The following is a 21,519-nucleotide window of genomic DNA, read 5'->3' as shown; positions in this document are numbered from 1 at the left end:
GCGTGGGCTAGCCGGCGGGTCGCAGTCCGCCTGGTCGGTGTGAAATTTGCGACGCATTTTACATTTTTTAAACAATTTTTTTGGGTGGTTGGACTGTCTCTTTGATCCAGCTCACGTTACAATGCGCCTGCCCACTTCACCTATCGCGCAAACGATTTTCAGGAGAGAAACGGATGTTGAAACGTGACATGACCATTGCCGGCTATGATCCCCAGCTGTGGCAGGCCATCACAGACGAGACCCGTCGTCAGGAAGAGCATATCGAGCTGATTGCGTCCGAGAACTACACCAGCCCCCGCGTCATGGAAGCCCAGGGCTCCCAGCTGACCAACAAGTACGCCGAAGGTTACCCCTCCAAGCGCTACTACGGTGGGTGCGAGTATGTGGATGTGGTTGAAACCCTGGCTATCGAGCGCGCCAAAGAGCTGTTCGGTGCCACCTACGCCAACGTGCAGCCGCACTCCGGCTCCCAGGCCAACAGCGCCGTCTACATGGCCCTGCTGCAACCGGGCGATACCGTGCTGGGTATGAACCTGGCTCACGGTGGTCACCTGACCCACGGCTCCCCGGTCAACTTCTCCGGCAAGCTGTACAACATCATCCCCTACGGCATCGACGAGTCCGGCAAGATCGACTACGACGAGATGGAACGTCTGGCCGTTGAGCACAAGCCGAAGATGATGATCGGCGGCTTCTCCGCTTACTCTGGCGTTGTCGACTGGGCTCGCATGCGCGAAATCGCCGACAAGATCGGTGCTTACCTGTTCGTCGACATGGCCCACGTGGCTGGCCTCATCGCCGCCGGTGTCTACCCGAACCCGGTGCCCCACGCTCACGTGGTCACCTCCACCACTCACAAGACCCTGGCCGGTCCGCGCGGTGGTCTGATCCTCTCCGCCGCTGACGACGAGGAGCTCTACAAGAAGCTCAACTCCGCCGTCTTCCCGGGTGGCCAGGGTGGCCCGCTGATGCATGTCATCGCCGGCAAGGCCGTTGCCTTCAAAGAGGCGCTGGAGCCCGAGTTCAAGACCTATCAGGCCCAGGTCGTCAAAAACGCCAAGGCGATGGCTGCCACCTTCATCGAGCGCGGCTACAAGATCGTCTCCGGCGGCACCGACAACCACCTGATGCTGGTTGATCTGATTGGCCGTGAGCTGACCGGTAAGGACGCCGATGCTGCGCTGGGTAAAGCCAACATTACCGTCAACAAGAACTCCGTGCCCAACGATCCGCGCTCCCCGTTCGTCACCTCCGGTGTGCGCATCGGTACCCCGGCCATCACCCGCCGCGGCTTCAAGGAAGCCGAGTCCATCCAGCTGACCCACTGGATCTGCGACGTGCTGGACAACCACGACAACGACGAAGTGCTGGCCACCGTGCGCGAGAAGGTGCTGGATATCTGCCGCCGTTTCCCGGTTTACGCATAATCGACCCGCTTTTCAGGTTGAACCGCAATGCCACCCTCGGGTGGCATTGTTTTTTGTGGCGTCTGGCAACATGAGAGGGGCTATGAGTCAGCACAGCAAAGAGCAGTTGCTGGGTACTGGGGGCGGGGGCAACGCTGAGCGGGACTTGGCGTCGGCAGCGCTCAGGCAGGCGATCCGCGCCCAGTACCATTTTCGCGCCAGCGAACAGGGGCTGCTGGCCTGGGGCGTGCGCCGGCTGGTGTGGCTGAGCCGCGATCTGCCGGTGCAGGCGGTAGCACTCGGCGAGATTGCCGAGCTCGACCAGCAGCACTGGTACGGCCATGGCGTCGTCAGCCCCACGGTGCGCAGCGTGGTGGAGCACTGCCAGCTCATGATGGCGGCCGATCTCGCCTATCCCATCCTGCTGGACAGCGCCGGCCGGGTGATGGACGGCATGCACCGGGTGGGCAAGGCATTGATGCTGGGCCACAGCCATATCGAGGCGCGCCGCTTTGCCGTGGATCCGGCGCCCGATTATCAGGATTGCGACCCCGATACCCTGCCTTATGATGACTGAGGCCGGTCGAATGGATGACTGGGATGGGCGCTTAAAACAGCTTTGATGTTCAAGAAACGGATGGCAGGATATAGCTCAATGAAGAGAGTGCTGGAGATCCGTAACTACCGGCTCAAGGCCGGTAGCCGGACAGAGTTTCATAGGCTGGTTGCAGAGCAGAGTTTGCTGCTGCACCGCGAGTGGGGAATGGATGTGGTGAATCACGGCCCTTCCTTGCACGATCCGGACGTCTATTTTTTGATGCGGGCTTACGATGATCTTGAAGATCTGACCCGTTCACAGGCGGCATTCTATGCCACGGATGCATGGAGAAAAGGGCCGAGAGAAGCCATCGTCGAGCTGATAGAGAGCGACACCAATACTGTACTCTGGCTGCCTGATGTCGCCATTGATGCACTTCGTGGTTGCTGATGGCATCTGACATTTCCCTTGTTTTCACGGGCTTTTACCGGTTCCGGATGGCCGTGCTACACTGGCCGGCCTAGAGCCGGCCCCGGTGGTCGGCGCCCTTTTCCGTCAACGCCGGAGGTCCGATGCATTGCCCTTTCTGTAGTGCGGTAGATACCAAGGTGATCGATTCCCGTCTGGTGGCCGAAGGCCATCAGGTACGCCGCCGTCGTGAATGCCTGCTCTGCCACGAGCGCTTCACGACCTTCGAGATGGCCGAGCTGGTCATGCCCCGCGTCATCAAGTCCAACGGCTCGCGCGAGCCTTTCAACGAAGACAAGCTGCGTGCCGGCATCCTGCGGGCACTGGAGAAGCGGCCGGTGAGCATGGAGGCCATCGAGAAGGCGGTCAACCACATCAAGTCCCGCCTGCGGGCCACCGGCGAGCGCGAAGTCGCCTCCGAGCTGGTGGGCAACCTGGTGATGGACGAGCTCAAGGGGCTCGACAAGGTGGCCTATATCCGCTTTGCCTCCGTCTATCGCAGCTTTGAAGACATACGTGAATTTGGTGAAGAGATCGCCAAGCTGGAGAAGTGAGTCTTTCTTCCAAACCAGGTTGCCGCGTTCGATTACGCTGCGCTAATCGAACCTACGATATTGCGTCAGCCTGGATGTGCTGTCAGAGGAGCCCAGATGTTTAGTCAAGACGATTACCAATGGATGAGCCGGGCCCTCGAACTGGCCCGTCGCGGCCGCTACACCACGGCCCCCAACCCCTGTGTCGGTGCCGTGCTGGTGAAGGCTGGCGTGGTGGTGGGAGAGGGCTGGCATCAGCGGGCTGGCGAGCCCCATGCCGAGGTCTACGCTCTGCACGCGGCCGGTGAAGAGGCCCGCGGCGCTACCGCCTACGTGACCCTGGAGCCCTGCTCTCATCATGGTCGCACCCCACCCTGCGCCGAGGCGCTGATCAAGGCCGGCGTGAGCCGGGTTGTGGCCGCTATGGTGGACCCCAACCCTCAGGTGGGGGGGCGCGGCCTGCGCATGCTCTCCGAGGCGGGCATCAAGACTGATTTTGGTCTGCTGGCTGCCGAGGCCGAGGCGCTCAACCCGGGCTTTTTCAAGCGGATGCGTACCGCCTTCCCGCAGGTAACGGTCAAGCTAGGCGCTAGCCTGGATGGCCGCACCGCCATGGCGAGCGGCGAGAGCCAGTGGATCACCTCCCCGGAGGCACGCCGTGACGTGCAGCGACTGCGGGCCCGCCACGATTCGGTGCTCTCCAGCGCTGAAACCGTGCTGGCGGACAACGCTTCCCTGACCGTGCGCTGGGACGAGCTGCCCCCCTCGGTCAAGGCCGTCTATCCCAAAGAGACCCTGCGCCAGCCGCTGCGGGTCATCGTCGACTCGCAAAACCGGCTGACCCCGGATCTGCCGCTGTTCCAGAGCGAGAGCCCGGTGCTGCTGGCTCGCCACAAGGCGGACGGCAACTGGCCAGCCTGGGTGCAGCAGCTGGAGGTGCCGCTGCTGGATGGCAAGCTGGATCTGGTCAGCCTGTTCATGCTGCTGGCGAAACAAAACGTCAACTCGGTACTGGTGGAGGCGGGACCGCGGCTGTGCGGCGCCCTGCTGGAGAAGGGGCTGGTGGACGAGCTGGTGCTCTATCAGGCGCCCAAACTGATGGGGGATGAGGGGCGCGGCCTGTTCCACCTGCCGGCGCTGACCCGACTGTTCCAGGCCCCCAAGCTCAACATCAAGGATGTGCGCATGGTTGGCCAGGATATTCGCATTACTGCCAAAATAGCTTGATTTATCAATGTTAAAGGGGGCATTGCCGCCCCCGTCATCAGCAAGGTGATCTGCATGTTTACCGGAATTATCGAAGCGGTGGGAACCCTGGCCGAGCTGCGCCGCCAGGGTGAAGACATGGCCCTCACCGTGCACGCGCCCACCCTGGACTTCAGCGACGTCAAGCTGGGCGACTCCATCGCCACCAACGGCGTCTGCCTCACCGTGGTTGCGCTGGGCGACAAGCGTTATACCGCCGACGTGTCGCTGGAAACCCTCTCTCGCACCGGTTTTTCTGCCGCCAAGGTGGGCGATCGGGTCAACCTCGAGAAGGCGTTGATGCCCACCTCCCGCCTCGGCGGTCACCTGGTCTCCGGCCACGTGGACGGGGTGGGGGAGGTCAAGAGCGTCTCCAGCAGCGGTCGTGCCATCGAGTACTGGATCAAGGCGCCGACGGAGCTCTCCCGCTACATCGCCGAGAAGGGCTCCATCGCGGTGGACGGCATCAGCCTTACCGTCAATGCCGTGCAGGGGGATCTGTTCCGGCTGACAATCGTGCCCCACACCGCCCAGGAGACCACCATAGCCCAGTGGAAGCCGGGCAGGAGCGTCAATCTCGAGGTGGATCAGATAGCCCGCTATCTGGAGCGGCTGATGACGGGTCAGCGTCAGGAGAGCAGTGCCTCCACCCTGACCCTGGAGAAGCTGGCCCGCTCCGGTTTCCTGTGATGGAACCTCGGCGGGAAAAACGCTTTTCTGTGATCCCGCTCCGATTGAAATGGGGCCCCGCGTGCCCCATCTAGAGCACAATAGGCAGTATCACGTCGAGCCGACTGGCTCAATCCCCGAAGCATGTTGATGGAGTAGCCCATGGCACTGAGCACGACCCAGGAAATCATTGCCGATATCAAGGCTGGCAAGATGGTGATCCTGATGGATGACGAAGACAGGGAGAACGAAGGGGACCTCATCATGGCCGCCTCCTGTGTCCGCCCGGAAGATATCAACTTCATGGCCCGTTACGGCCGGGGGCTCATCTGTCTGACCCTGACCCGGGATCGCTGCAAGCAGCTGGCGCTGCCGCTGATGGTCGACCGCAACAACGCCCAGTTTTCCACCGCCTTCACCGTGACCATCGAAGCGGCCGAAGGGGTGACCACCGGCATCTCCGCAGCCGATCGCGCCGTCACCGTACAGGCTGCCGTGGCGCCGAACGCCAAGGCCTCCGATCTGGTACAGCCCGGCCACATCTTCCCGCTGATGGCGCAGGATGGTGGCGTGCTGACTCGCGCCGGCCACACCGAGGCCGGTTGTGACCTGGCCCGGCTGGCCGGTTACGAGGCCGCCTCCGTCATCGTCGAGATCTTGAACGAGGATGGCACCATGGCGCGCCGTCCTGATCTCGAGATCTTCGCCGAGCAGCACGGCATCAAGCTTGGCACCATTGCGGATCTCATCGAATACCGCAACCAGCACGAGACCACAGTCGAGAAGGTGGCCGAGTGCAAGCTGCCCACTGAGTACGGCGAGTTTGACCTCATCACCTTCCGCGACACCATCGACAACCAGGTTCACTTCGCTCTGAAGAAGGGTGAGGTGCAGGCGGATCAGCCGACCCTGGTGCGGGTCCATCTGCACGACGTGCTGAGCGATCTGCTGCAGACCGACCGCCACGCAGCCCGCAGCTGGCCGCTGCCCAAATCCATGGCCCGCATCGCCGACGAGGGCGGGGTGCTGGTGATCCTGGGGGCGGAAGCCCACGGCGCCGAGCTGCTGGCCCGGGTCAAGGGCTTTGAGGCCGCCGACAAGGGGTTGGCGCCGGAAGGGGCCAAGTGGCAGGGTACCTCGCGCCGGGTCGGCGTCGGCTCCCAGATCCTCAAGGCGCTGGGGGTGGGCAAGATGCGCCTGCTGAGCTCGCCGAAGAAGTACCATGCCCTCGGCGGCTTCGGCCTGGAAGTGGTGGAGTACGTCGGCGAGTAAGCGCCGCAGACGGCTGAAATCATCCTCATGGCCGCCCGTTGCGGCCATGGTTTTTTGTCGTGGGTCTGTTGTGCTAGAATGTGCGCACTTTTGACTCCGGCCCTTTTGCTTTCACAGATACAGGATTTCCAATGAAGGTTATCGAAGGAAATATCGCCGCTCCTGCAGCGCGCGTTGCGATTGTCGTTGCTCGTTTCAACAGTTTCATCAACGACAGCCTGGTGAGTGGTGCACTGGACGTACTGAAGCGTCAAGGCCAGGTACAGGACAGCAACCTGACCCTGGTGAAAGTGCCGGGCGCGGTTGAAATGCCGCTGGTCATCAAGAAACTGGCCAAGAGCGGCAAGTATGACGCCATCGTGGCAGTCGGCACCGTCATCCGTGGCGGCACCTACCACTTCGATCTGGTCGCCAACGAGAACAGCAAGGGCATGGCCCAGGTAATGATGGAATATGAAATTCCGGTTGCCTTCGGCGTACTGACCACTGAAAACATTGAACAAGCCATCGAGCGTGCAGGTACCAAGGCGGGTAACAAGGGTGCAGAGGCTGCACTGGCAGCGCTCGAAATGATCAACGTCCTGAAAGAACTGGACGTGTAACGAGGAGAAATGCATTGAAACCGTCTGAGCGCCGCAAGGCCCGCCATTGCGCCACCCAGGCCATCTACCAGTGGCAGATGACCAAGGCCAACGTGGGCGACATCGAAGAGCAGTTCAAGATCGATCAGGACACCAAGGGTGTGGATCTGAACTACTTCCGCGATCTGCTGTTCGGGGTAGCCCTCCACTGCAACGAGCTGGACAAGGTGTTCGCACCTTTCCTCTCCCGTCCGCTGGAAGAAGTGGACATGGTGGACAAGGCGATCCTGCGTCTGGCGACCTATGAGCTGACTCGTCGTGATGATGTGCCGCCGCGCGTGGTGATCAACGAAGCGATCGAGCTGGCCAAAGCCTTTGCTGCCGATGACAGCCACAAGTTTGTCAACGGTGTACTGGACAAGGTGATCAAGTCGCTGGACAAGCGCTGATCCCTGTTCATCAGCATTCCATGCTGATCGATGCTCTGTCGCGAGCCGTCGTCAGCAAGGTGAAGCGCAGCGCCGGGGCCAGCGTGTATGGCAATACATGAAGAGCCCGGCAGCGACAAGCCTTGAGCACGGTCTCGCAGCTAGAGCCGCAACAGCATCTAATAGAGGAGCCAGCTTAATCGCTGGCTTTTTACTGTATGGGTGAATTTGAGCTGATTGATAAGTACTTCAAGGTCCCCCACGCTCGCAAGGACGTGGTGATGGGGCCTGGAGACGACTGCGCCCTGCTGACCCTGCCCCCCGACACCCAGCTGGCGGTGAGCACGGATACCCTGGTGAGCGGCGTACACTTCTTTCCCGACATGGATCCGGTAGACCTCGGCTACAAGGCGCTGGCGGTCAATCTCTCCGATCTGGCCGCCATGGGCGCCGAGCCGCGCTGGGTGTCGCTGGCGCTGACCCTGCCCACCGTCAACGAAGCCTGGGTGGCCGGTTTTGCGGAAGGTTTCCTCGAGCTTGCCGAATACTACAACGTGGCGCTGGTGGGCGGGGACATGACCCGCGGCCCGCTCTCCATCACGGTATCGGTCAAGGGCTCGGTACCGGCCGGCCGTGCCCTGCTGCGCAGCGGTGCCAAGGCCGGCGACGGTGTCTATGTGACTGGCACTCTGGGGGATGCCGCGCTGGCGCTCTCCCACCTGCTGGCCAAGCGCACCCTCAACGAGAACCAGCTGGCGGCCGTGCTGCCGCGCCTCGATCATCCCCATCCCCGCATTCTGGCCGGCCAGGCCCTGCGCGGACTGGCCAGCAGCGCGCTGGATCTCTCCGACGGCCTGGCCTCGGATCTCGGCCACGTGCTCAAGGCGTCTGGCGTGCGGGCCCAGATCGACCTCGGTCTGCTGCCGCTCTTACCCGTGCTGCAGGATGCGGTGAGCGAGCAGGATGCCTGGCAGCTGGCGCTGGCCGGCGGCGATGACTACGAGCTCTGTTTCACCGTACCGGAGGAGCATCGCGGCGCGCTGGACACGGCGCTGGCCAACTGCGGCGTCAAGTTCACCCGCATCGGCCGCATCGTTGCCGGCGAGCCCGGCATCGACTATCTGCACGGTGAGCAGCCGGTCGAGCTGACGTTGAAAGGGTGGGATCACTTCGCATGAGCTGGTTCATGATAAAGCCCGAGCTGAAGCGGTTGAACCTCAGGAACCCGCTTCACTTCCTGGCGGTGGGGTTTGGCTCCGGCCTCTCGCCCAAGGCGCCCGGCACCATGGGGACGCTGGCCGCCATCCCGCTCTACCTGCTGGTGAGCGGCTTGCCGACAGCCTGGTTTATTGCCCTGCTGGTGGTCGGGTTCCTGATAGGCATCCGCATCTGCCAGAGCGCCACCGATGCCATCGGCATGCCGGATCACGGCGCCATCGTCTGGGACGAGGTAATCGGCTTTGGCGTCACCATGATAGCGGCGCCGGCCGGTTGGGAGTGGATACTGGCCGGCTTCGTGCTGTTTCGCCTGTTCGACGTGCTCAAGCCCTGGCCCATCTCCTGGTTTGACCGCCGGATCCACGGTGGCTTCGGCATCATGCTCGACGATCTCATCGCCGCCCTGTTCGCCCTGTTTTGTATGCAATCACTGGCATACTGGCTGGGGTGACGGGGATTACGAGGGGGAATGCCGCGCTGGCATCCCCCTATTTATCTCTGTTTAGTTTTCATTCATCGGCATATGCTGCCGTTAAAAAATCATTTCACATAAATATTCACTACTCATTCGAGGCTTGAGACTGTTGTGTCAATAGTGAATATTCCCGCCTGTTACACCCTTGTTGAAAGTAAAAGCACTAAATCGTCATTTGTGTGGTCATAAAGTCTGGATATGTGATTGTAGTCATCATTTATGACTACTGTGCTGGCTGCTAACTGAGCAAAGTATTGCGAAATTGTATAACCCGATCATTTACACTCGCCGTCAAACCGTCTAAGTTACTCGCGGGTTATTCCAAAAAAATGCAAAAAACCCGCCCGGATCGCTGGTTTCGTTGCCTCATGGATTGAGCGTTTAGTCGTCATATCAAACACTCACGATCACGCCAAGGCACGACCGGCATCTGCGGCCGATTTACGGACGAATTATTTGGGACGGATGTCCCCCGCAGAGGTAACCATGTCCTTGCTCGAAGTGAAAAACTTGCGGATCGAGTATCCCTCCCGCTACGGGGTACTGGCCGCAGTGAAGGATCTCTCTTTCTCCATCGAAAAAGGGGAGATAGTCGGCGTCGTGGGTGAATCCGGCGCCGGCAAGTCCACCATCGGCAACGCCGTCATCGATCTCCTGAGCCCGCCGGGTCGCATCGCCCGTGGCGATATCTACCTCAATGGCGAGCTCATCTCCGGCAAGAGTCAGAACGAGATGCGGTCCATTCGAGGCTCGCGCATCGGTTTCATCTTTCAGGATCCCATGACCTCCCTCAACCCGCTGTTCACCGTCGAACATCAACTGGTTGAAACCATCCTGGCCAACACCGACCTGTCCCGTGAGGCTGCCTTTGCCAAGGCGCTCGAGCTGATGAAGGCGGTCGGGATCCCGAGCCCGGAGCTGCGCATCAAGCAGTATCCGCACCAGTTTTCCGGCGGCATGCGCCAGCGGGTGGTCATCGCCATCGCCCTCTCCGGCGATCCCGAGCTCATCATTGCCGACGAGCCGACCACGGCGCTGGACGTCTCCATCCAGGATCAGATCCTCCAGCTCATCCGCACCCTCTGCAAGGAGCGGCAGGTGGGTTGCATGCTGGTGACTCACGACATGGGCGTGGTCTCCAACGTCACCGACAAGGTGGCGGTCATGTATCGCGGCGATCTGGTGGAGTTTGGAACCACCGAACAGGTGCTGGGTCGCCCCAACCACCCTTATACCCGCAGCCTCATCTCGGCGGTGCCCCGTTCGGACGTGAAGCTGGTGCGCTTCCCGCTGGTCTCCTATATCGAGGATGCCGGCGCGGCGGATACCAGCATCGATCTCAAGACCCACTGGCTCGGCCAGAGCCAGGACGAACGCGCCTATGAAGGGGCGCTGCTGCGGGTGGAGAACGTGGATCTCAAGTTCGTCACCAAGGACTCCTTCTTCCCGAGCCGTCGCCAGTATGTTCGGGCCTGCAACAACATCAGCTTCGAGATCTTCGAGGGTGAGACCTTCGGCCTGGTGGGGGAGTCTGGCTCAGGCAAGTCGACCATCGCCCGCGCCATCACCGGCCTCTATCCGCCCGATACCGGCAAGATCTTCTTCGAGGGGATCGATCTGACCGCCCTCAAGGGCGAGCATGAGCGTCGCCCATTGCGTCGCCAGATGCAGATGGTGTTCCAGAACCCCTATTCGTCGATGAACCCGCGCATGAAGGTGCGCGACATCATTGCCGAGCCGATCCGCTTCCACAAGCTGGCGAGCAGCGAGAGCCAGATCGCCGGTATCGTGGGGGATCTGCTGGATCACGTTGGGCTCGGCCGCGGCGCCGGGGTCAAGTATCCCCACGAGTTTTCCGGTGGTCAGCGTCAGCGCATCTCCATCGCCCGGGCCCTGGCGACCCGGCCCCGTTTCCTCATCTGCGACGAGCCCACCTCGGCGCTGGATGTGTCGGTCCAGGCCCAGATCCTGAACCTGCTCAAGGATCTGCAGCAGGAGCTTGGCCTCACCATGCTGTTCATCAGCCACGATCTGCCGGTCATCCGCCAGATGTGCGATCGCATCGGGGTGATGCAGCACGGTCACCTGGTGGAGGTGGCCGAGACCGAGAAACTGTTTACCAATGCCGAGCATGAGTACAGCCGCAAGCTGATCTCCCTCATGCCGGAGTTCAAGGGAATGTCCCGCGAGGGACTGGAAATCGCAAGCTAGGAAAGCACCGGCTCGCCGGTATCTATGTCAATAAAAAAGCCAAAAGCATGGAGAAAACAATGAAAAAAGGATTGTCCAAGATTGCACTGGCGCTGTTTGCCGCTGGTTTCGCCTTTAACGTCTCCGCTGTCGACATCAAGGTCGGTGTCGCCTCTGACGCCACCTCGCTGGACCCGCAGGAGCAGCTCTCCGGTCAGACCCTGGAGATGTCCCACCTGGTGTTCGATCCGCTGATGCGTTACACCCAGGACCTGCAGTTCGAGCCGCGCCTGGCCGAGAAGTATGAGCGTATCGACGACAAGACCGTCCGCTTCTTCCTGCGCAAGGGCGTCAAGTTTCACTCCGGCAACGACTTCACCGCCGACGACGTGGTGTGGACCGTCAACCGTCTGAAGTCCTCCGTCGACTTCAAGGCCATCTTCGACCCCATCGCCGAAGTGAAGAAGGTCGATGAGTACACAGTGGATCTCATCACCGCCAAGCCGTTCCCGCTGGTGCTGCAGACCGTGACCTACATCTTCCCGATGGACTCCAAGTTCTATACCGGCAAGACAGAGGCGGGCAAGGACAAGGGCGAGATCGTCAAGAACGGCGACTCCTACGCCTCCACCCACGTCTCCGGTACCGGCCCGTTCAGCGTCAAGTTCCGCGAGCAGGGCGTGAAGCTGGAGTACGTGCGCAACGCCAACTACTGGGACAAGGCATCCAAGGGCAACGTTGACAACCTGACCGTGGTGCCCATCAAGGAAGACGCCACCCGCGTGGCGGCCCTGCTGGGTGGCGACGTGGACGTGATCTATCCGGTTGCGCCGAACGATCTGGAGCGCGTGAAGAATGGCAAGGACACCCAGCTGGTGACCCTGTCCGGTACCCGCGCCATCATCATCGAGCTGAACCAGAACACCAACCCGGCGCTGAAAGACAAGCGCGTGCGTCAGGCGATCAACTACGCCATCAACCAGGTGGGTATCGTCGAGAAGATCAACAAGGGCTTTGGCACCCCCGCCGGCCAGCTGAGCCCGAAAGGCTATGCCGGTCACAACGAGGCGCTCAAGCCCCAGTATGACCTGGCCAAGGCCAAGGAGCTGATGAAGGAAGCCGGTTACGAGAAGGGCTTCAAGATGAGCTTCATCTCCCCGGCTGCCCGCTACGTCAACGACGTCAAGATTGCCCAGGCCGTCTCCGCCATGCTGGCCAAGATCAACATCAAGGTGGATCTGAAGACCATGCCGGTGGCCCAGTACTGGCCGGAGTTTGACAAGTGCGCCGCGGACATGCAGCTGATCGGCTGGCACTCCGACACCGAAGATACTGCGAACTTCTTCGAGTTCCTGACCTTCACCAAGGATGCCAAGACCGGCATGGGCCAGTACAACTGTGCCGGCTATGCCAACGCCGAGGCTGACAAGCTGGTCATGGATGCCAACGCCGAGACCGATCCGGCCAAGCGTGCCGATATGCTGAAGAAGGTTGAAGCCATGCTGATCGACGACGCCGCCTACGTGCCGCTGCACTGGGAAGATCTGGCTTATGGCGCCAAGAAGAACGCCGACATCAAGCCGGTGGTCAACGTAATGAACTTCCCGTACTTCGGCGACCTGGTGGTCGGCAAGTAAGGGAAGGTTGCAAGGAAGGACGGGGCGGGGTGGTCACCGACCACCCCGCCTGCTAACAGAAGCCTGTGCCATGACACAGGCCACGTAGAAGGACAAGCATGTTTACATTCCTGCTGAAACGGTTCTATCAGGCCGTGATAGTGATGTTCGTCATCAGCCTAGTCGCCTTCTCCATCCAGGACAACCTGGGGGATCCGCTGCGCGAGCTGGTGGGACAATCCGTCTCCGAAGCCCAGCGCCACGAATTGCGCGAGAAGATGGGCCTCAACGATCCTTTCCTCGTCAAATACAGCCGCTTCTTGAAAAACGCGGTACACGGGGATCTGGGTACTTCCTACTTCTTCAAGCGACCCGCTCTCGAGGTTATCCTCGACAAGCTGGTGGCTACTCTTGAGCTGGTGTTTGGCGCTGCGCTGATCATCGTGGTGGTCTCCATTCCGCTTGGGGTCTACTCGGCGATCCGCCCGCACAGCATACCGACCAAGATCATCATGGCGGGGAGCAGCATCGGCATCTCGATCCCGGTGTTCCTGACCGCCATCATGCTGATGTACCTCTTCTCCATCCAGCTGGGCTGGCTGCCGGCCTATGGCCGTGGCGAGACCTACAATCTGCTGGGCTGGGAGTCGGGCTTCTTCACCTGGGACGGCATCAAGCATCTGATCCTGCCGGCGGTGTCGCTCTCCTCCATCATGCTGCCGCTGTTCATCCGGCTGGTGCGCTCCGAGATGCTGGAGCAGCTCTCCTCCGAGTACGTCAAGTTTGCCCGCGCCAAGGGGCTGGACAACAACAAGGTCTACTATCAGCACGCCCTGAAGAACACCATGCTGCCGGTCATCACGGTGGGCGGGGTACAGATCGGCACCATGGTGGCCTACACCATCCTGACCGAGAGCGTGTTCCAGTGGCCGGGGACCGGCTTCCTGTTCCTCGAGGCGATCCACCGGGTCGATACGCCCCTCATCACCGCCTACGTCATCTTCGTCGGGCTCATTTTCGTGGTGACCAATACCCTGGTCGACCTGCTCTACGGTTTGATCAACCCGACCGTCAACCTGACTGCCAAGGGGTAACAGATGACTAACGCTGTGACTGTGAGCTGCCGTTTGACATGGCGCAACCACGCGGGTTTTGCCATCAACCCGGCTATCTACCTGGCAACGAAGGGGTAACGCATGACTAACGCAGTAACTGCGAGCCCAAGCCGCTGGGCCCGATTCAAAAATTCCGACATCGTCTACTACTTCCTGCGGGACAAGGTAGCCATGTTCAGCTTTGCGGTGTTCGTGGTGTTCGTGCTGGCCGCCATGCTGGCGCCCTGGCTCGCCCCGTACAACGTCTATGACCAGACCAGCTTTGATCTGATGGATGCCGAACTGCCGCCCTCCTGGCTGGCAGGGGGCGAGGAGCGTTTCTGGCTCGGTACCGACAACCAGGGTCGCGACATCTGGAGCACCATCCTCTATGGCGCCCGCATCTCGCTCACCATAGGTCTGTTTGCGGTGGGGCTGCAGCTGGTGCTCGGCATCGTCATCGGCCTGCTGGCCGGCTACTTCGGTGGCCGCATCGACAGCCTGCTGATGCGCTTTGCCGACGTGCAGCTGTCGTTTTCCACCATGATGGTGGCGATCATCATCTCCGCCATCTTCCAGGCTACTTTTGGTTCCGAGTTCTACTCCAAGTTCGCCATCCTGATGCTGGTGGTGATCATCGGCATCGCCGAGTGGCCGCAGTACGCCCGTACCGTGCGCGCCTCGGTGCTGGCGGAGAAGAAGAAGGAGTATGTGGAAGCGGCCAAGGTGATGGGCTTTCGCGCCCCGCGCATCATGTTCCGCCACATTCTGCCCAACTGCCTGTCGCCAATCCTGGTCATCTCCACGGTGCAGGTGGCCAACGCCATCATGAGCGAGGCGGCGCTCTCCTTCCTGGGGTTGGGGATGCCGGTGGATCAGCCGTCGCTGGGCTCGCTCATCAGCGTGGGCTTCAACTACATCTTCTCCGGTTCCTGGTGGATCACCGCCTTCCCGGGCATCTGCCTGGTGGTGCTGGTGCTGGTCATCAACCTGTTGGGTGACTGGCTGCGGGATGTGTTCAATCCCAAGCTCTACAAGGGCTGATGGTCACAGATACACATACGAGACAGAAAAACGAAAAGGGCGCCATAACGGCGCCCTTTTGCTCTGTGTGCTGAGGGGTCAAGCCTGCAGCCACTGCTCGATGCTGCGCTGGATGCCGGCGCCATCGAGCCCCAGCAGAGCGTAGATCTCCTCCTGGGTACCTTGCTCCACGAAGAGATCCGGCAGGCCGAGGTTGAGCACCGGCTTGCACTGTTTGCTGCGCATCAGCAGCTCGTTCACCGCAGAGCCCGCGCCGCCCATGATGGCGTTGTCCTCGAGGGTGGCGAACTGATCGTGGGTCGCGGCCAGGGAGAGCACCAGGGCCTCGTCCATCGGTTTGACAAAACGCATGTCCACCAGGGTGGCATCGAGCGCCTCGGCTGCCGCTTTGGCCTGTTGCAGCAGGGTGCCAAACGCCAGGATGGCGGTGCCCTTGCCCTGACGCACAATCCGCCCCTTGCCGAGCGCCAGCGCCTGCATCTCGCTCTCGACCTGGACGCCGGTGCCGCTGCCGCGGGGGTAGCGTACCGCCGCCGGCCCGTTGCACTGGTAGCCGGTGTAGAGCATCTGGCGGCACTCATTCTCGTCGGACGGGGTCATGATCACCATGTTGGGCACGGTGCGCAGGAAGCTGATGTCGAACGCCCCCTGATGGGTGGGGCCGTCGGCTCCCACCAGACCGGCCCGGTCGATGGCGAACAGCACCGGCAGCTCTTGCAGCGCCACGTCGTGGATCAGCTGGTCGTAGGCGCGCTGCAGGAAGCTCGAGTAGATGGCGACTACCGGCTTCCGGTCGGCGATGGCGAGACCGGCGGCGAAGGTGACCGCGTGCTGCTCGGCGATGGCCACGTCGAAGTAGCGATCCGGATACTGCTGGCTGAACTTTACCAGGCCGGAGCCTTCGCGCATGGCCGGGGTGATGCCGACCAGCCGTTCATCCTTGGCTGCCATGTCGCACAGCCACTGACCGAAGATGGCGGAGAAGCTCGGCTTGCCGCCGCTCGCCTTGGGCAGGGTGCACTCGTCCGGATTGAACTTGGGCACGCCGTGATAACCGATGGGATCCTTCTCGGCGGGCTCGTAGCCCTTGCCCTTCTTGGTCTTGACGTGCAGCAGCTGCGGCCCCTTGAGGTTGCGCATGTTGCGCAGGGTCTCGACCAGAGCCTCGATGTCATGGCCGTCGATGGGGCCGATGTAGTTGAAGCCGAACTCCTCGAACAGGGTGCCGGGCACCACCATTCCCTTGAGGTGTTCCTCTGCCCGCTTGGCCAGCTCCTTGACCGGCGGCAGGCCGGCCAGCACCTTCTTGCCACCCTCGCGGATGGTGGTGTAGAGCTTGCCGGACATGATGCGGGCCAGGTGGTTGTTCAGTGCCCCGACATTTTCGGAGATGGACATCTCGTTGTCGTTGAGCACCACCAGCATGTCCTTGTGAACATCGCCTGCGTGATTGAGTGCCTCGAACGCCATGCCGGCGGTGATGGCGCCATCACCGATCACGGCCACCACCTTGCGCCCCAGCCCTTCGCTCTCGGCCGCCACGGCCATGCCGAGCGCCGCACCGATGGAGGTGCTGGAGTGACCGACGGAGAGCACGTCATACTCGCTCTCGCCGCGCCAAGGGAAGGGGTGCAGGCCGTCTTTCTGGCGGATGCTCTGCATCCGATCGCGCCGACCGGTCAGGATCTTGTGGGGATAAGCCTGGTGGCCCACGTCCCACACCAGCCGATCGAACGGGGTGTTGTAGACGTAGTGCAGCGCCACCGTCAGTTCGACGGTGCCGAGCCCGGAGGCAAGATGGCCACTGGAGCGACTCACCGAACGCAGCAGATATTCACGCAGTTCGTTGCACAGTACAGGCAGTCGCTCGAAGGGCAGGGATCGCAACTCGACCGGCGTATCCGCGAGGGCCAGGTTGGGGAAATTGCTTATATCAACGCTCATATTGTTACTGTTATCCAGCGTTTAGTGGGTTCGCTCGATGATGTAATCGGCAAACGCTTCCAGAATGTCGGTATTGTAGGGCAAAGATTGCAAGGCTGTTAAGGCTTTACCATGCAGTTCGCGAGCCAGCTCACGGGCATTGTCGAGCCCCAGCAGCGCCGGATAGGTACTCTTTTCCAGCGCCAGATCGGAACCTTGCCGCTTGCCGAGGGTGGCGGTGTCACCCGTGATGTCGAGGATGTCATCCTGCACCTGGAAGGCGAGACCGATGGCGGCGGCATAGCTTTGCAGCGCATTCAAGGTAGTTTCATCCACGTCGACCTTGCACAGGGCGCCGAGCGCCACGGCGCACTCGATGAGGGCTCCGGTCTTGTGACGGTGTACCTGTTCCAGCTCGGCCAGGGTGATCTGGCGCCCTTCCGCTTGCAGGTCCAGCGCCTGGCCACCGCACATGCCGAGATAGCCGGAGGCGCGCGCCAGAATGCTCAGCATCTGCACCCGGTTGCCCATCAGATCGGTCGGCATGGGGTGATCGGCCAGAATGGAGAAGGCCAGGGTCTGCAGGGCGTCACCGGCCAAAATGGCGGTGCCTTCATCAAACGCCTTGTGCACCGTCGGCTGACCGCGACGCAGATCGTCGTCATCCATGGCGGGCAGATCGTCGTGCAGCAGGGAGTAGGCGTGGATGCACTCCACCGCCGCGGCCGGGCCATCCAGCAGTTCGTTCTTTACGCCCAGCATCTCGCCGACGGCGTAGACCAGGAAGGGGCGCACCCGCTTGCCGCCCAGCAGCAGGCCATAGCGCATGGCATCGCGCAGGCGGGGGGCCATGGGGGGCAAGGATTCAAGTTGTGCAGAGAGGCAGCCGTCAATACGTTGCCGGTGCAGGCGGGAAAAATCGTCCAGCGTCACTCACTCCTCTCCTTGCTCTGGCTGGAAGGGAACTGCCTGCTCGCTGCCATCGGCCTGAGTCAGCAGGATCTGGATCTTCTGCTCGGCCTGCTCCAGCTTCTGCTGGCCGGCCCGCACCAGGTGAATGCCCTGTTCGAACTGCTTTAGGGCCTCTTCCAGCGGCAGGGAGCCCTGTTCCAGTTGATGAACTATGGTTTCCAGCTCTTCCAGAGTGGCATCAAAACTCAGGCGGTCGATTTTTTTACTGGCCATGTCCATCCTCGGGGATTGAAAAAAACGGCTTATCTTAACATCGACGGCGGGCAGGGGGGAGGCAGAAAAATGCCATCGGCTTAAACTCTCGGAAAAGTGGCCGATAATAAGCCATCTTCCAAAGGGGAAAATGGTAGCGGCCCTTGCCGCTGGTGAGCCAATAGCAGAAAATTCAACAAACTACAGATACAACAAATTTCAGCTGACAGGAGTAGGGATGTAGATCTAGGTAGTCTGATTGGCATAGTGCTGGGATTTGGGGTGGTCATCTATGGCATGCTGCTGGGTGGCCCTGTGGGGATGTACATTGACGTTCCTTCAATCTGCATCACGGTGTTAGGCTCCATCTTTATCGCCATGATGAAGTTCAACATCGGCCAGTTCCTGATGGCGTTCAAGGTGGCCGGCAAGGCATTCATGTACAAGGGAGACAAGCTTGACGATCTGATCGTCAAGGCGGTTGAACTGGCCGATGCGGCCCGCAAAGGCGGTTTTCTGGCCCTGGAAGCGGCCGAGGTGCCCAACCCTTTCATGAAAAAGGGCATCGACATGCTGGTGGACGGCCACGACGCCGACGTCATCCGTGCCGTGATGGAAAAAGACATAGAGCTCACCGCCGAGCGCCATGTCATCGCCATCAAGGTGTTTCGCTCGCTGGGGGATCTGGGGCCGGCCATGGGGATGATCGGTACCCTGGTCGGGCTGGTGGCCATGCTGGCCAACATGAGCGACCCCAAATCCATCGGTCCGGCCATGGCGGTAGCCTTGCTCACCACCCTGTACGGCGCCATCGAGGCCAATATGCTTGCCATCCCCATCGCCGACAAGCTGGAGCTGCGCAGCGGTGAGGAGAAGCTGAGTCGCTGCCTGGTGCTGGACGCCATCATGGGCATCCAGGATGGCCAGAATCCGCGGGTGATCCAGTCCATGTTGCAGAACTACCTCAACCAGTCGAAACGCAACAATGGCGATGAATAGGGGGCTGTATGTCTGATTGCAAATGTCCGCCCCCCGGGCTGCCCGGTTACATGGGCACTTTCGCCGATCTGATGTCACTCTTGATGTGCTTCTTCGTGCTGCTGCTCTCGTTTGCCGAGATGGATGTGCAGAAGTTCAAGCAGATTGCCGGCTCCATGGAGAAGGCGTTCGGGGTGCAGAACATCCTTGAGGTGAAGGACATCCCCAAGGGAACCTCCGTCATTGCCCAGGAGTTCAGACCGGGTCGTCCGGAACCTACGCCTATCGATACCATCATGCAGCAGACCATCGACATGACCCAGACCGAGCTTGAATTCCAGCCCGGTGATGCCGACAAGGCTGGTGGTCATGACAAGAGCGAAGACAAGCTGGTGGGGGGCGACACCCAGCAGGAGGCGCAGAAACAGCAGCAGGAGCAGTCCAATGCGCTGGCCAAGGCGCTGGCGGATCAGATGAAGGCGCAGATCCAGGATGGGGCGATCGAGATCGAGGCGCTGGGCCAGCAGATCATCATCCGGATCCGCGAGAAAGCCGCCTTCCCGGCGGGCTCCGCCTTCCTGCAGCCCCAGTTCTGGCCTGTTGTGCGCAAGGTCGCCGCCTTGCTCAAGGATGTACCCGGCGAGATCACCATCTCCGGCCATACCGACAACGTGGCCACCGAGGATGAGCTGTTCCAGTCCAACTGGGAGCTCTCCTCCCAGCGGGCGGTGGCGGTGGCCCATCAGATGATCAAGGTGCCTGGTTTTGATGGCAGCCGGCTGGTAGTGCAGGGCATGGCGGATACTCAGCCGCTGGTGCCCAACACGACACCGGAAAATCGGGCATGAACCGGCGGGTGGAGATCTCCATCATGCAGGGCAAGCCGACGGTATCTGCGCCGATCAGTGCCCAAGAGCAGAAATAGTCACAGACAATTGTGATGGCAAAGCGCGATCTGCCTCGCAGGGACCGACATGGATTTTGTGCCGGCTTCATATTAAGATGCCTCATCCGAACCGACAGCTGCGGCTCTCTCTGATAGCCGCAGCTTCTCTTTTCAAGCAACCCAGGTTTCGACTATGAATCATACTCCGATGACTGTTCGCGGCGCTGAAAAGCTGCGTGAAGAGCTCGAATATCTCAAGACCGAGCTTCGTCCGCAGATTATCGAAGCGATTGCAGATGCCCGTGAACATGGTGATCTGAAAGAAAACGCCGAATATCATGCTGCCCGCGAGCAGCAAGGCTTCTGTGAAGGCCGTATCCAGGAAATCGAGAGCAAGCTCTCCAACGCCCAGGTGATCGACGTCACCAAGATGACCAACAATGGTCGCATCATCTTCGGGGCGACCGTGACGCTGCTCAAGAGCGAGACGGAAGAAGAGGTGGTCTACCGCATCGTGGGTGACGACGAGGCGGACATCAAGCAGAACATGATCTCCGTGAATTCGCCCATTGCCCGCGCCCTGATCGGCAAGGAAGTGGACGATGTCGCCATCGTCAAGACACCGTCCGGCGACGTGGAGTACGAGATCCTGGAAGTCGCCTACCTCTGAGGTAGCGTTCAGGCAGCAACAGGGGAGCCCGGCTCCCCTGTTTGTATTCAGCGGGGTTGATAAGCCTGGGTGAAGGCGTCCTGATGGCGCTGAAACATCCAGCCGCGCAGCTGTTCAAGATCTTCTCTGGCCATCTGGAAGTGCAGTGCCCAGCCCTGTATGCCGTTGCGACGGTGGATCCGCCTGACCGGCTCCGCACTGAGGAGCAGGGGAGGGAGACCTTCGATCAGCAGGGTGCCTGCCAGCGTGGTATCCATGGCCAGCTCGGTCGGCAAGCCTTCCACCACCAGCCCGTCCAGCGACAGGCTGTGCACCAGGTAGTCCTCTTCTCCCATCTGGAAGCGGGCCTGTTCATCCAGCCGCCAGGTGCGCGGATGGGGGTAACCCAGCTCCTTGATGACGGGGGCAGCGATGCGTGGTTCGACGAAGCCGTCATCGCCCTGAGTGAAACGCAGTGGGAAACGGAGCTGGTGTCCGGCGAAGCGGGCTTCCAGCACCAGCTGGTCGGCGCGTTGCAACAGGCCAAGCAGGGGAGTGGCGAGATAACCGCTCAGGGGTTGTCCGGCGGCCGTCTCCTGATCGTTTCCCAAGTCCCGTAGCATGGCCAGTTCATCTTCGGTGAGAATCTGATGGTGATCCATAGCGGGTTTCCACGAGTATTCATCGCAGGTTAAGGGCTTGGCGACTACTTTGGCAAGCGACTTGGGAAGAGAGAAAATGAGAGGAAAGAGCGATGCTCTTTCCTGTTACTTGCGGGGCAGTTGGATTTTCGGCTCGTTGGCCTGACGGTAGATGGTCAGCACGTGGCCGATGCTCTGTACTTTCACCGCGCCGGTTTCACGGACGATGGCATCCATAACCAGTTGTTTCATCTCACGATCTTCAGACGCAACCTTAACCTTGATCAGCTCGTGGTGGTTGAGCGCCAGATCGATCTCGGCCAGCACACCTTCGGTCAGACCGTGTTGTCCCAGCAGGACGACCGGCTTCAGACTGTGGGCAAGGCCCTTGAGGTACTGTTTCTGTTTATTGTTGAGAATCATGGCAATTTCTTCATAAGTCAGGGTTGAAAGGGGCGTATTCTACCCCCACTTAGCCCTTAATACTAATAACCCTTGTGG

General features: G+C 60.8%; 22 protein-coding genes and 1 pseudogene. 18 read left to right on the top strand and 5 right to left on the bottom strand.

Going from position 1 to position 21,519, the window contains the following annotated elements; all coding sequences use genetic code 11:
- The first annotated feature begins 173 nt into the window (after positions 1-173).
- The 15 genes from glyA to CAK78_RS19170 all read left to right on the top strand — a co-directional run bounded on the left by glyA (position 174) and on the right by CAK78_RS19170 (position 14,777).
- A complete protein-coding gene (glyA, locus tag CAK78_RS19240) occupies positions 174-1,427 on the top strand; it encodes a serine hydroxymethyltransferase (RefSeq protein WP_042049650.1) in 1,254 nt (417 codons plus the stop codon).
- A gap of 82 nt (positions 1,428-1,509) precedes the next feature.
- On the top strand, positions 1,510-1,983 hold the full coding sequence (locus CAK78_RS19235) for a hypothetical protein (RefSeq protein WP_094698341.1): 474 nt from the start codon (positions 1,510-1,512) through the stop codon (positions 1,981-1,983).
- A gap of 78 nt (positions 1,984-2,061) precedes the next feature.
- Entirely contained in the window at positions 2,062-2,394 is a 333-nt protein-coding gene (locus tag CAK78_RS19230; RefSeq protein WP_094698340.1) for an NIPSNAP family protein, read from the top strand.
- 122 nt (positions 2,395-2,516) lie between these two features.
- Positions 2,517-2,966, top strand: coding sequence for a transcriptional regulator NrdR (nrdR, locus tag CAK78_RS19225; RefSeq protein WP_005298086.1), 450 nt, complete (start codon positions 2,517-2,519; stop codon positions 2,964-2,966).
- 96 nt (positions 2,967-3,062) lie between these two features.
- Entirely contained in the window at positions 3,063-4,172 is a 1,110-nt protein-coding gene (gene ribD, locus CAK78_RS19220) for a bifunctional diaminohydroxyphosphoribosylaminopyrimidine deaminase/5-amino-6-(5-phosphoribosylamino)uracil reductase RibD (RefSeq protein WP_094698339.1), read from the top strand.
- Positions 4,173-4,226: 54 nt separating this feature from the next.
- Positions 4,227-4,880 (top strand): riboflavin synthase, encoded by a 654-nt coding sequence (locus tag CAK78_RS19215; RefSeq protein WP_094698338.1) that lies wholly within the window; start codon positions 4,227-4,229, stop codon positions 4,878-4,880.
- A gap of 141 nt (positions 4,881-5,021) precedes the next feature.
- Complete coding sequence (gene ribBA / locus CAK78_RS19210; RefSeq protein ID WP_094698337.1) at positions 5,022-6,131, top strand: bifunctional 3,4-dihydroxy-2-butanone-4-phosphate synthase/GTP cyclohydrolase II; 1,110 nt, start codon at positions 5,022-5,024, stop codon at positions 6,129-6,131.
- A gap of 131 nt (positions 6,132-6,262) precedes the next feature.
- Positions 6,263-6,733 carry a 6,7-dimethyl-8-ribityllumazine synthase gene (gene ribH / locus CAK78_RS19205; RefSeq protein ID WP_094698336.1) on the top strand — a complete coding sequence of 157 codons (471 nt, stop codon included), beginning with the start codon at positions 6,263-6,265 and terminating at the stop codon, positions 6,731-6,733.
- A gap of 14 nt (positions 6,734-6,747) precedes the next feature.
- A complete protein-coding gene (nusB, locus tag CAK78_RS19200; protein WP_005298096.1) occupies positions 6,748-7,161 on the top strand; it encodes a transcription antitermination factor NusB in 414 nt (137 codons plus the stop codon).
- A 197-nt stretch (positions 7,162-7,358) separates the two neighbouring features.
- Positions 7,359-8,318 carry a thiamine-phosphate kinase gene (gene thiL, locus CAK78_RS19195; protein ID WP_094698335.1) on the top strand — a complete coding sequence of 320 codons (960 nt, stop codon included), beginning with the start codon at positions 7,359-7,361 and terminating at the stop codon, positions 8,316-8,318.
- On the top strand, positions 8,315-8,809 hold the full coding sequence (locus CAK78_RS19190) for a phosphatidylglycerophosphatase A family protein (RefSeq protein WP_094698334.1): 495 nt from the start codon (positions 8,315-8,317) through the stop codon (positions 8,807-8,809). Before thiL ends, CAK78_RS19190 begins: the two co-directional genes overlap by 4 nt.
- A gap of 510 nt (positions 8,810-9,319) precedes the next feature.
- Complete coding sequence (locus CAK78_RS19185; protein WP_094698333.1) at positions 9,320-11,044, top strand: dipeptide ABC transporter ATP-binding protein; 1,725 nt, start codon at positions 9,320-9,322, stop codon at positions 11,042-11,044.
- A gap of 59 nt (positions 11,045-11,103) precedes the next feature.
- Positions 11,104-12,660 (top strand): ABC transporter substrate-binding protein, encoded by a 1,557-nt coding sequence (locus CAK78_RS19180; RefSeq protein WP_094698332.1) that lies wholly within the window; start codon positions 11,104-11,106, stop codon positions 12,658-12,660.
- Positions 12,661-12,758: 98 nt separating this feature from the next.
- On the top strand, positions 12,759-13,733 hold the full coding sequence (locus tag CAK78_RS19175; RefSeq protein WP_005298106.1) for an ABC transporter permease: 975 nt from the start codon (positions 12,759-12,761) through the stop codon (positions 13,731-13,733).
- Positions 13,734-13,835: 102 nt separating this feature from the next.
- The gene (locus tag CAK78_RS19170) at positions 13,836-14,777 is read left to right on the top strand and encodes an ABC transporter permease (protein WP_005298107.1); all 942 of its coding nucleotides are present in this window, start codon (positions 13,836-13,838) and stop codon (positions 14,775-14,777) included.
- Between the two features lie 78 nt (positions 14,778-14,855).
- Here CAK78_RS19170 and dxs read toward each other — a convergent pair whose 3' ends face one another.
- From dxs to xseB, 3 genes are read right to left on the bottom strand one after another with little or no spacing between them, the layout of a single operon-like run.
- A complete protein-coding gene (dxs, locus tag CAK78_RS19165) occupies positions 14,856-16,721 on the bottom strand; it encodes a 1-deoxy-D-xylulose-5-phosphate synthase (RefSeq protein ID WP_094698331.1) in 1,866 nt (621 codons plus the stop codon).
- 21 nt (positions 16,722-16,742) lie between these two features.
- Entirely contained in the window at positions 16,743-17,633 is an 891-nt protein-coding gene (ispA, locus tag CAK78_RS19160; protein ID WP_094698330.1) for a (2E,6E)-farnesyl diphosphate synthase, read from the bottom strand.
- Positions 17,634-17,885 carry an exodeoxyribonuclease VII small subunit gene (gene xseB, locus CAK78_RS19155; RefSeq protein ID WP_016351725.1) on the bottom strand — a complete coding sequence of 84 codons (252 nt, stop codon included), beginning with the start codon at positions 17,883-17,885 and terminating at the stop codon, positions 17,634-17,636.
- 195 nt (positions 17,886-18,080) lie between these two features.
- Between xseB and pomA the strand changes: the two genes are divergently transcribed.
- The 3 genes and pseudogenes from pomA (at position 18,081) to greA (ending at position 20,398) form a co-directional block, all read left to right on the top strand.
- A complete protein-coding gene (pomA, locus tag CAK78_RS19150; RefSeq protein ID WP_094698329.1) occupies positions 18,081-18,863 on the top strand; it encodes a flagellar motor protein PomA in 783 nt (260 codons plus the stop codon).
- A gap of 8 nt (positions 18,864-18,871) precedes the next feature.
- Positions 18,872-19,767 (top strand): annotated as a pseudogene (locus CAK78_RS19145) (flagellar motor protein MotB).
- Between the two features lie 154 nt (positions 19,768-19,921).
- Positions 19,922-20,398: a transcription elongation factor GreA gene (greA, locus tag CAK78_RS19140; RefSeq protein WP_005298120.1), complete on the top strand. Its 477-nt coding sequence runs from the start codon at positions 19,922-19,924 to the stop codon at positions 20,396-20,398.
- A gap of 47 nt (positions 20,399-20,445) precedes the next feature.
- Here the strand turns inward: greA and CAK78_RS19135 are convergent, their stop codons facing one another.
- The gene (locus CAK78_RS19135; protein WP_094698328.1) at positions 20,446-21,039 is read right to left on the bottom strand and encodes a PilZ domain-containing protein; all 594 of its coding nucleotides are present in this window, start codon (positions 21,037-21,039) and stop codon (positions 20,446-20,448) included.
- 105 nt (positions 21,040-21,144) lie between these two features.
- Entirely contained in the window at positions 21,145-21,441 is a 297-nt protein-coding gene (yhbY, locus tag CAK78_RS19130; protein WP_005298134.1) for a ribosome assembly RNA-binding protein YhbY, read from the bottom strand.
- Positions 21,442-21,519: the final 78 nt, after the last annotated feature.

It is taken from the genome of Aeromonas sp. A35_P (genome assembly GCF_002259925.1).
GTDB classification, from domain to species: domain Bacteria; phylum Pseudomonadota; class Gammaproteobacteria; order Enterobacterales; family Aeromonadaceae; genus Aeromonas; species Aeromonas dhakensis.
The sequence above is the reverse complement of the archived record's forward strand: the minus strand, read 5'-3'. Positions and strand labels throughout refer to the sequence as shown.

Bases quoted from the DNA above. Each gene is read 5' to 3' on its own strand.
- glyA (WP_042049650.1), top strand. From the start codon at position 174: ATGTTGAAACGTGACATGACCATTGCCGGCTATGATCCCCAGCTGTGG.
- CAK78_RS19235 (WP_094698341.1), top strand. From the start codon at position 1,510: ATGAGTCAGCACAGCAAAGAGCAGTTGCTGGGTACTGGGGGCGGGGGC.
- CAK78_RS19230 (WP_094698340.1), top strand. From the start codon at position 2,062: ATGAAGAGAGTGCTGGAGATCCGTAACTACCGGCTCAAGGCCGGTAGC.
- nrdR (WP_005298086.1), top strand. From the start codon at position 2,517: ATGCATTGCCCTTTCTGTAGTGCGGTAGATACCAAGGTGATCGATTCC.
- ribD (WP_094698339.1), top strand. From the start codon at position 3,063: ATGTTTAGTCAAGACGATTACCAATGGATGAGCCGGGCCCTCGAACTG.
- CAK78_RS19215 (WP_094698338.1), top strand. From the start codon at position 4,227: ATGTTTACCGGAATTATCGAAGCGGTGGGAACCCTGGCCGAGCTGCGC.
- ribBA (WP_094698337.1), top strand. From the start codon at position 5,022: ATGGCACTGAGCACGACCCAGGAAATCATTGCCGATATCAAGGCTGGC.
- ribH (WP_094698336.1), top strand. From the start codon at position 6,263: ATGAAGGTTATCGAAGGAAATATCGCCGCTCCTGCAGCGCGCGTTGCG.
- thiL (WP_094698335.1), top strand. From the start codon at position 7,359: ATGGGTGAATTTGAGCTGATTGATAAGTACTTCAAGGTCCCCCACGCT.
- CAK78_RS19190 (WP_094698334.1), top strand. From the start codon at position 8,315: ATGAGCTGGTTCATGATAAAGCCCGAGCTGAAGCGGTTGAACCTCAGG.
- CAK78_RS19185 (WP_094698333.1), top strand. From the start codon at position 9,320: ATGTCCTTGCTCGAAGTGAAAAACTTGCGGATCGAGTATCCCTCCCGC.
- CAK78_RS19180 (WP_094698332.1), top strand. From the start codon at position 11,104: ATGAAAAAAGGATTGTCCAAGATTGCACTGGCGCTGTTTGCCGCTGGT.
- CAK78_RS19175 (WP_005298106.1), top strand. From the start codon at position 12,759: ATGTTTACATTCCTGCTGAAACGGTTCTATCAGGCCGTGATAGTGATG.
- CAK78_RS19170 (WP_005298107.1), top strand. From the start codon at position 13,836: ATGACTAACGCAGTAACTGCGAGCCCAAGCCGCTGGGCCCGATTCAAA.
- dxs (WP_094698331.1), bottom strand. From the start codon at position 16,721: ATGAGCGTTGATATAAGCAATTTCCCCAACCTGGCCCTCGCGGATACG.
- xseB (WP_016351725.1), bottom strand. From the start codon at position 17,885: ATGGCCAGTAAAAAAATCGACCGCCTGAGTTTTGATGCCACTCTGGAA.
- greA (WP_005298120.1), top strand. From the start codon at position 19,922: ATGAATCATACTCCGATGACTGTTCGCGGCGCTGAAAAGCTGCGTGAA.
- CAK78_RS19135 (WP_094698328.1), bottom strand. From the start codon at position 21,039: ATGGATCACCATCAGATTCTCACCGAAGATGAACTGGCCATGCTACGG.
- yhbY (WP_005298134.1), bottom strand. From the start codon at position 21,441: ATGATTCTCAACAATAAACAGAAACAGTACCTCAAGGGCCTTGCCCAC.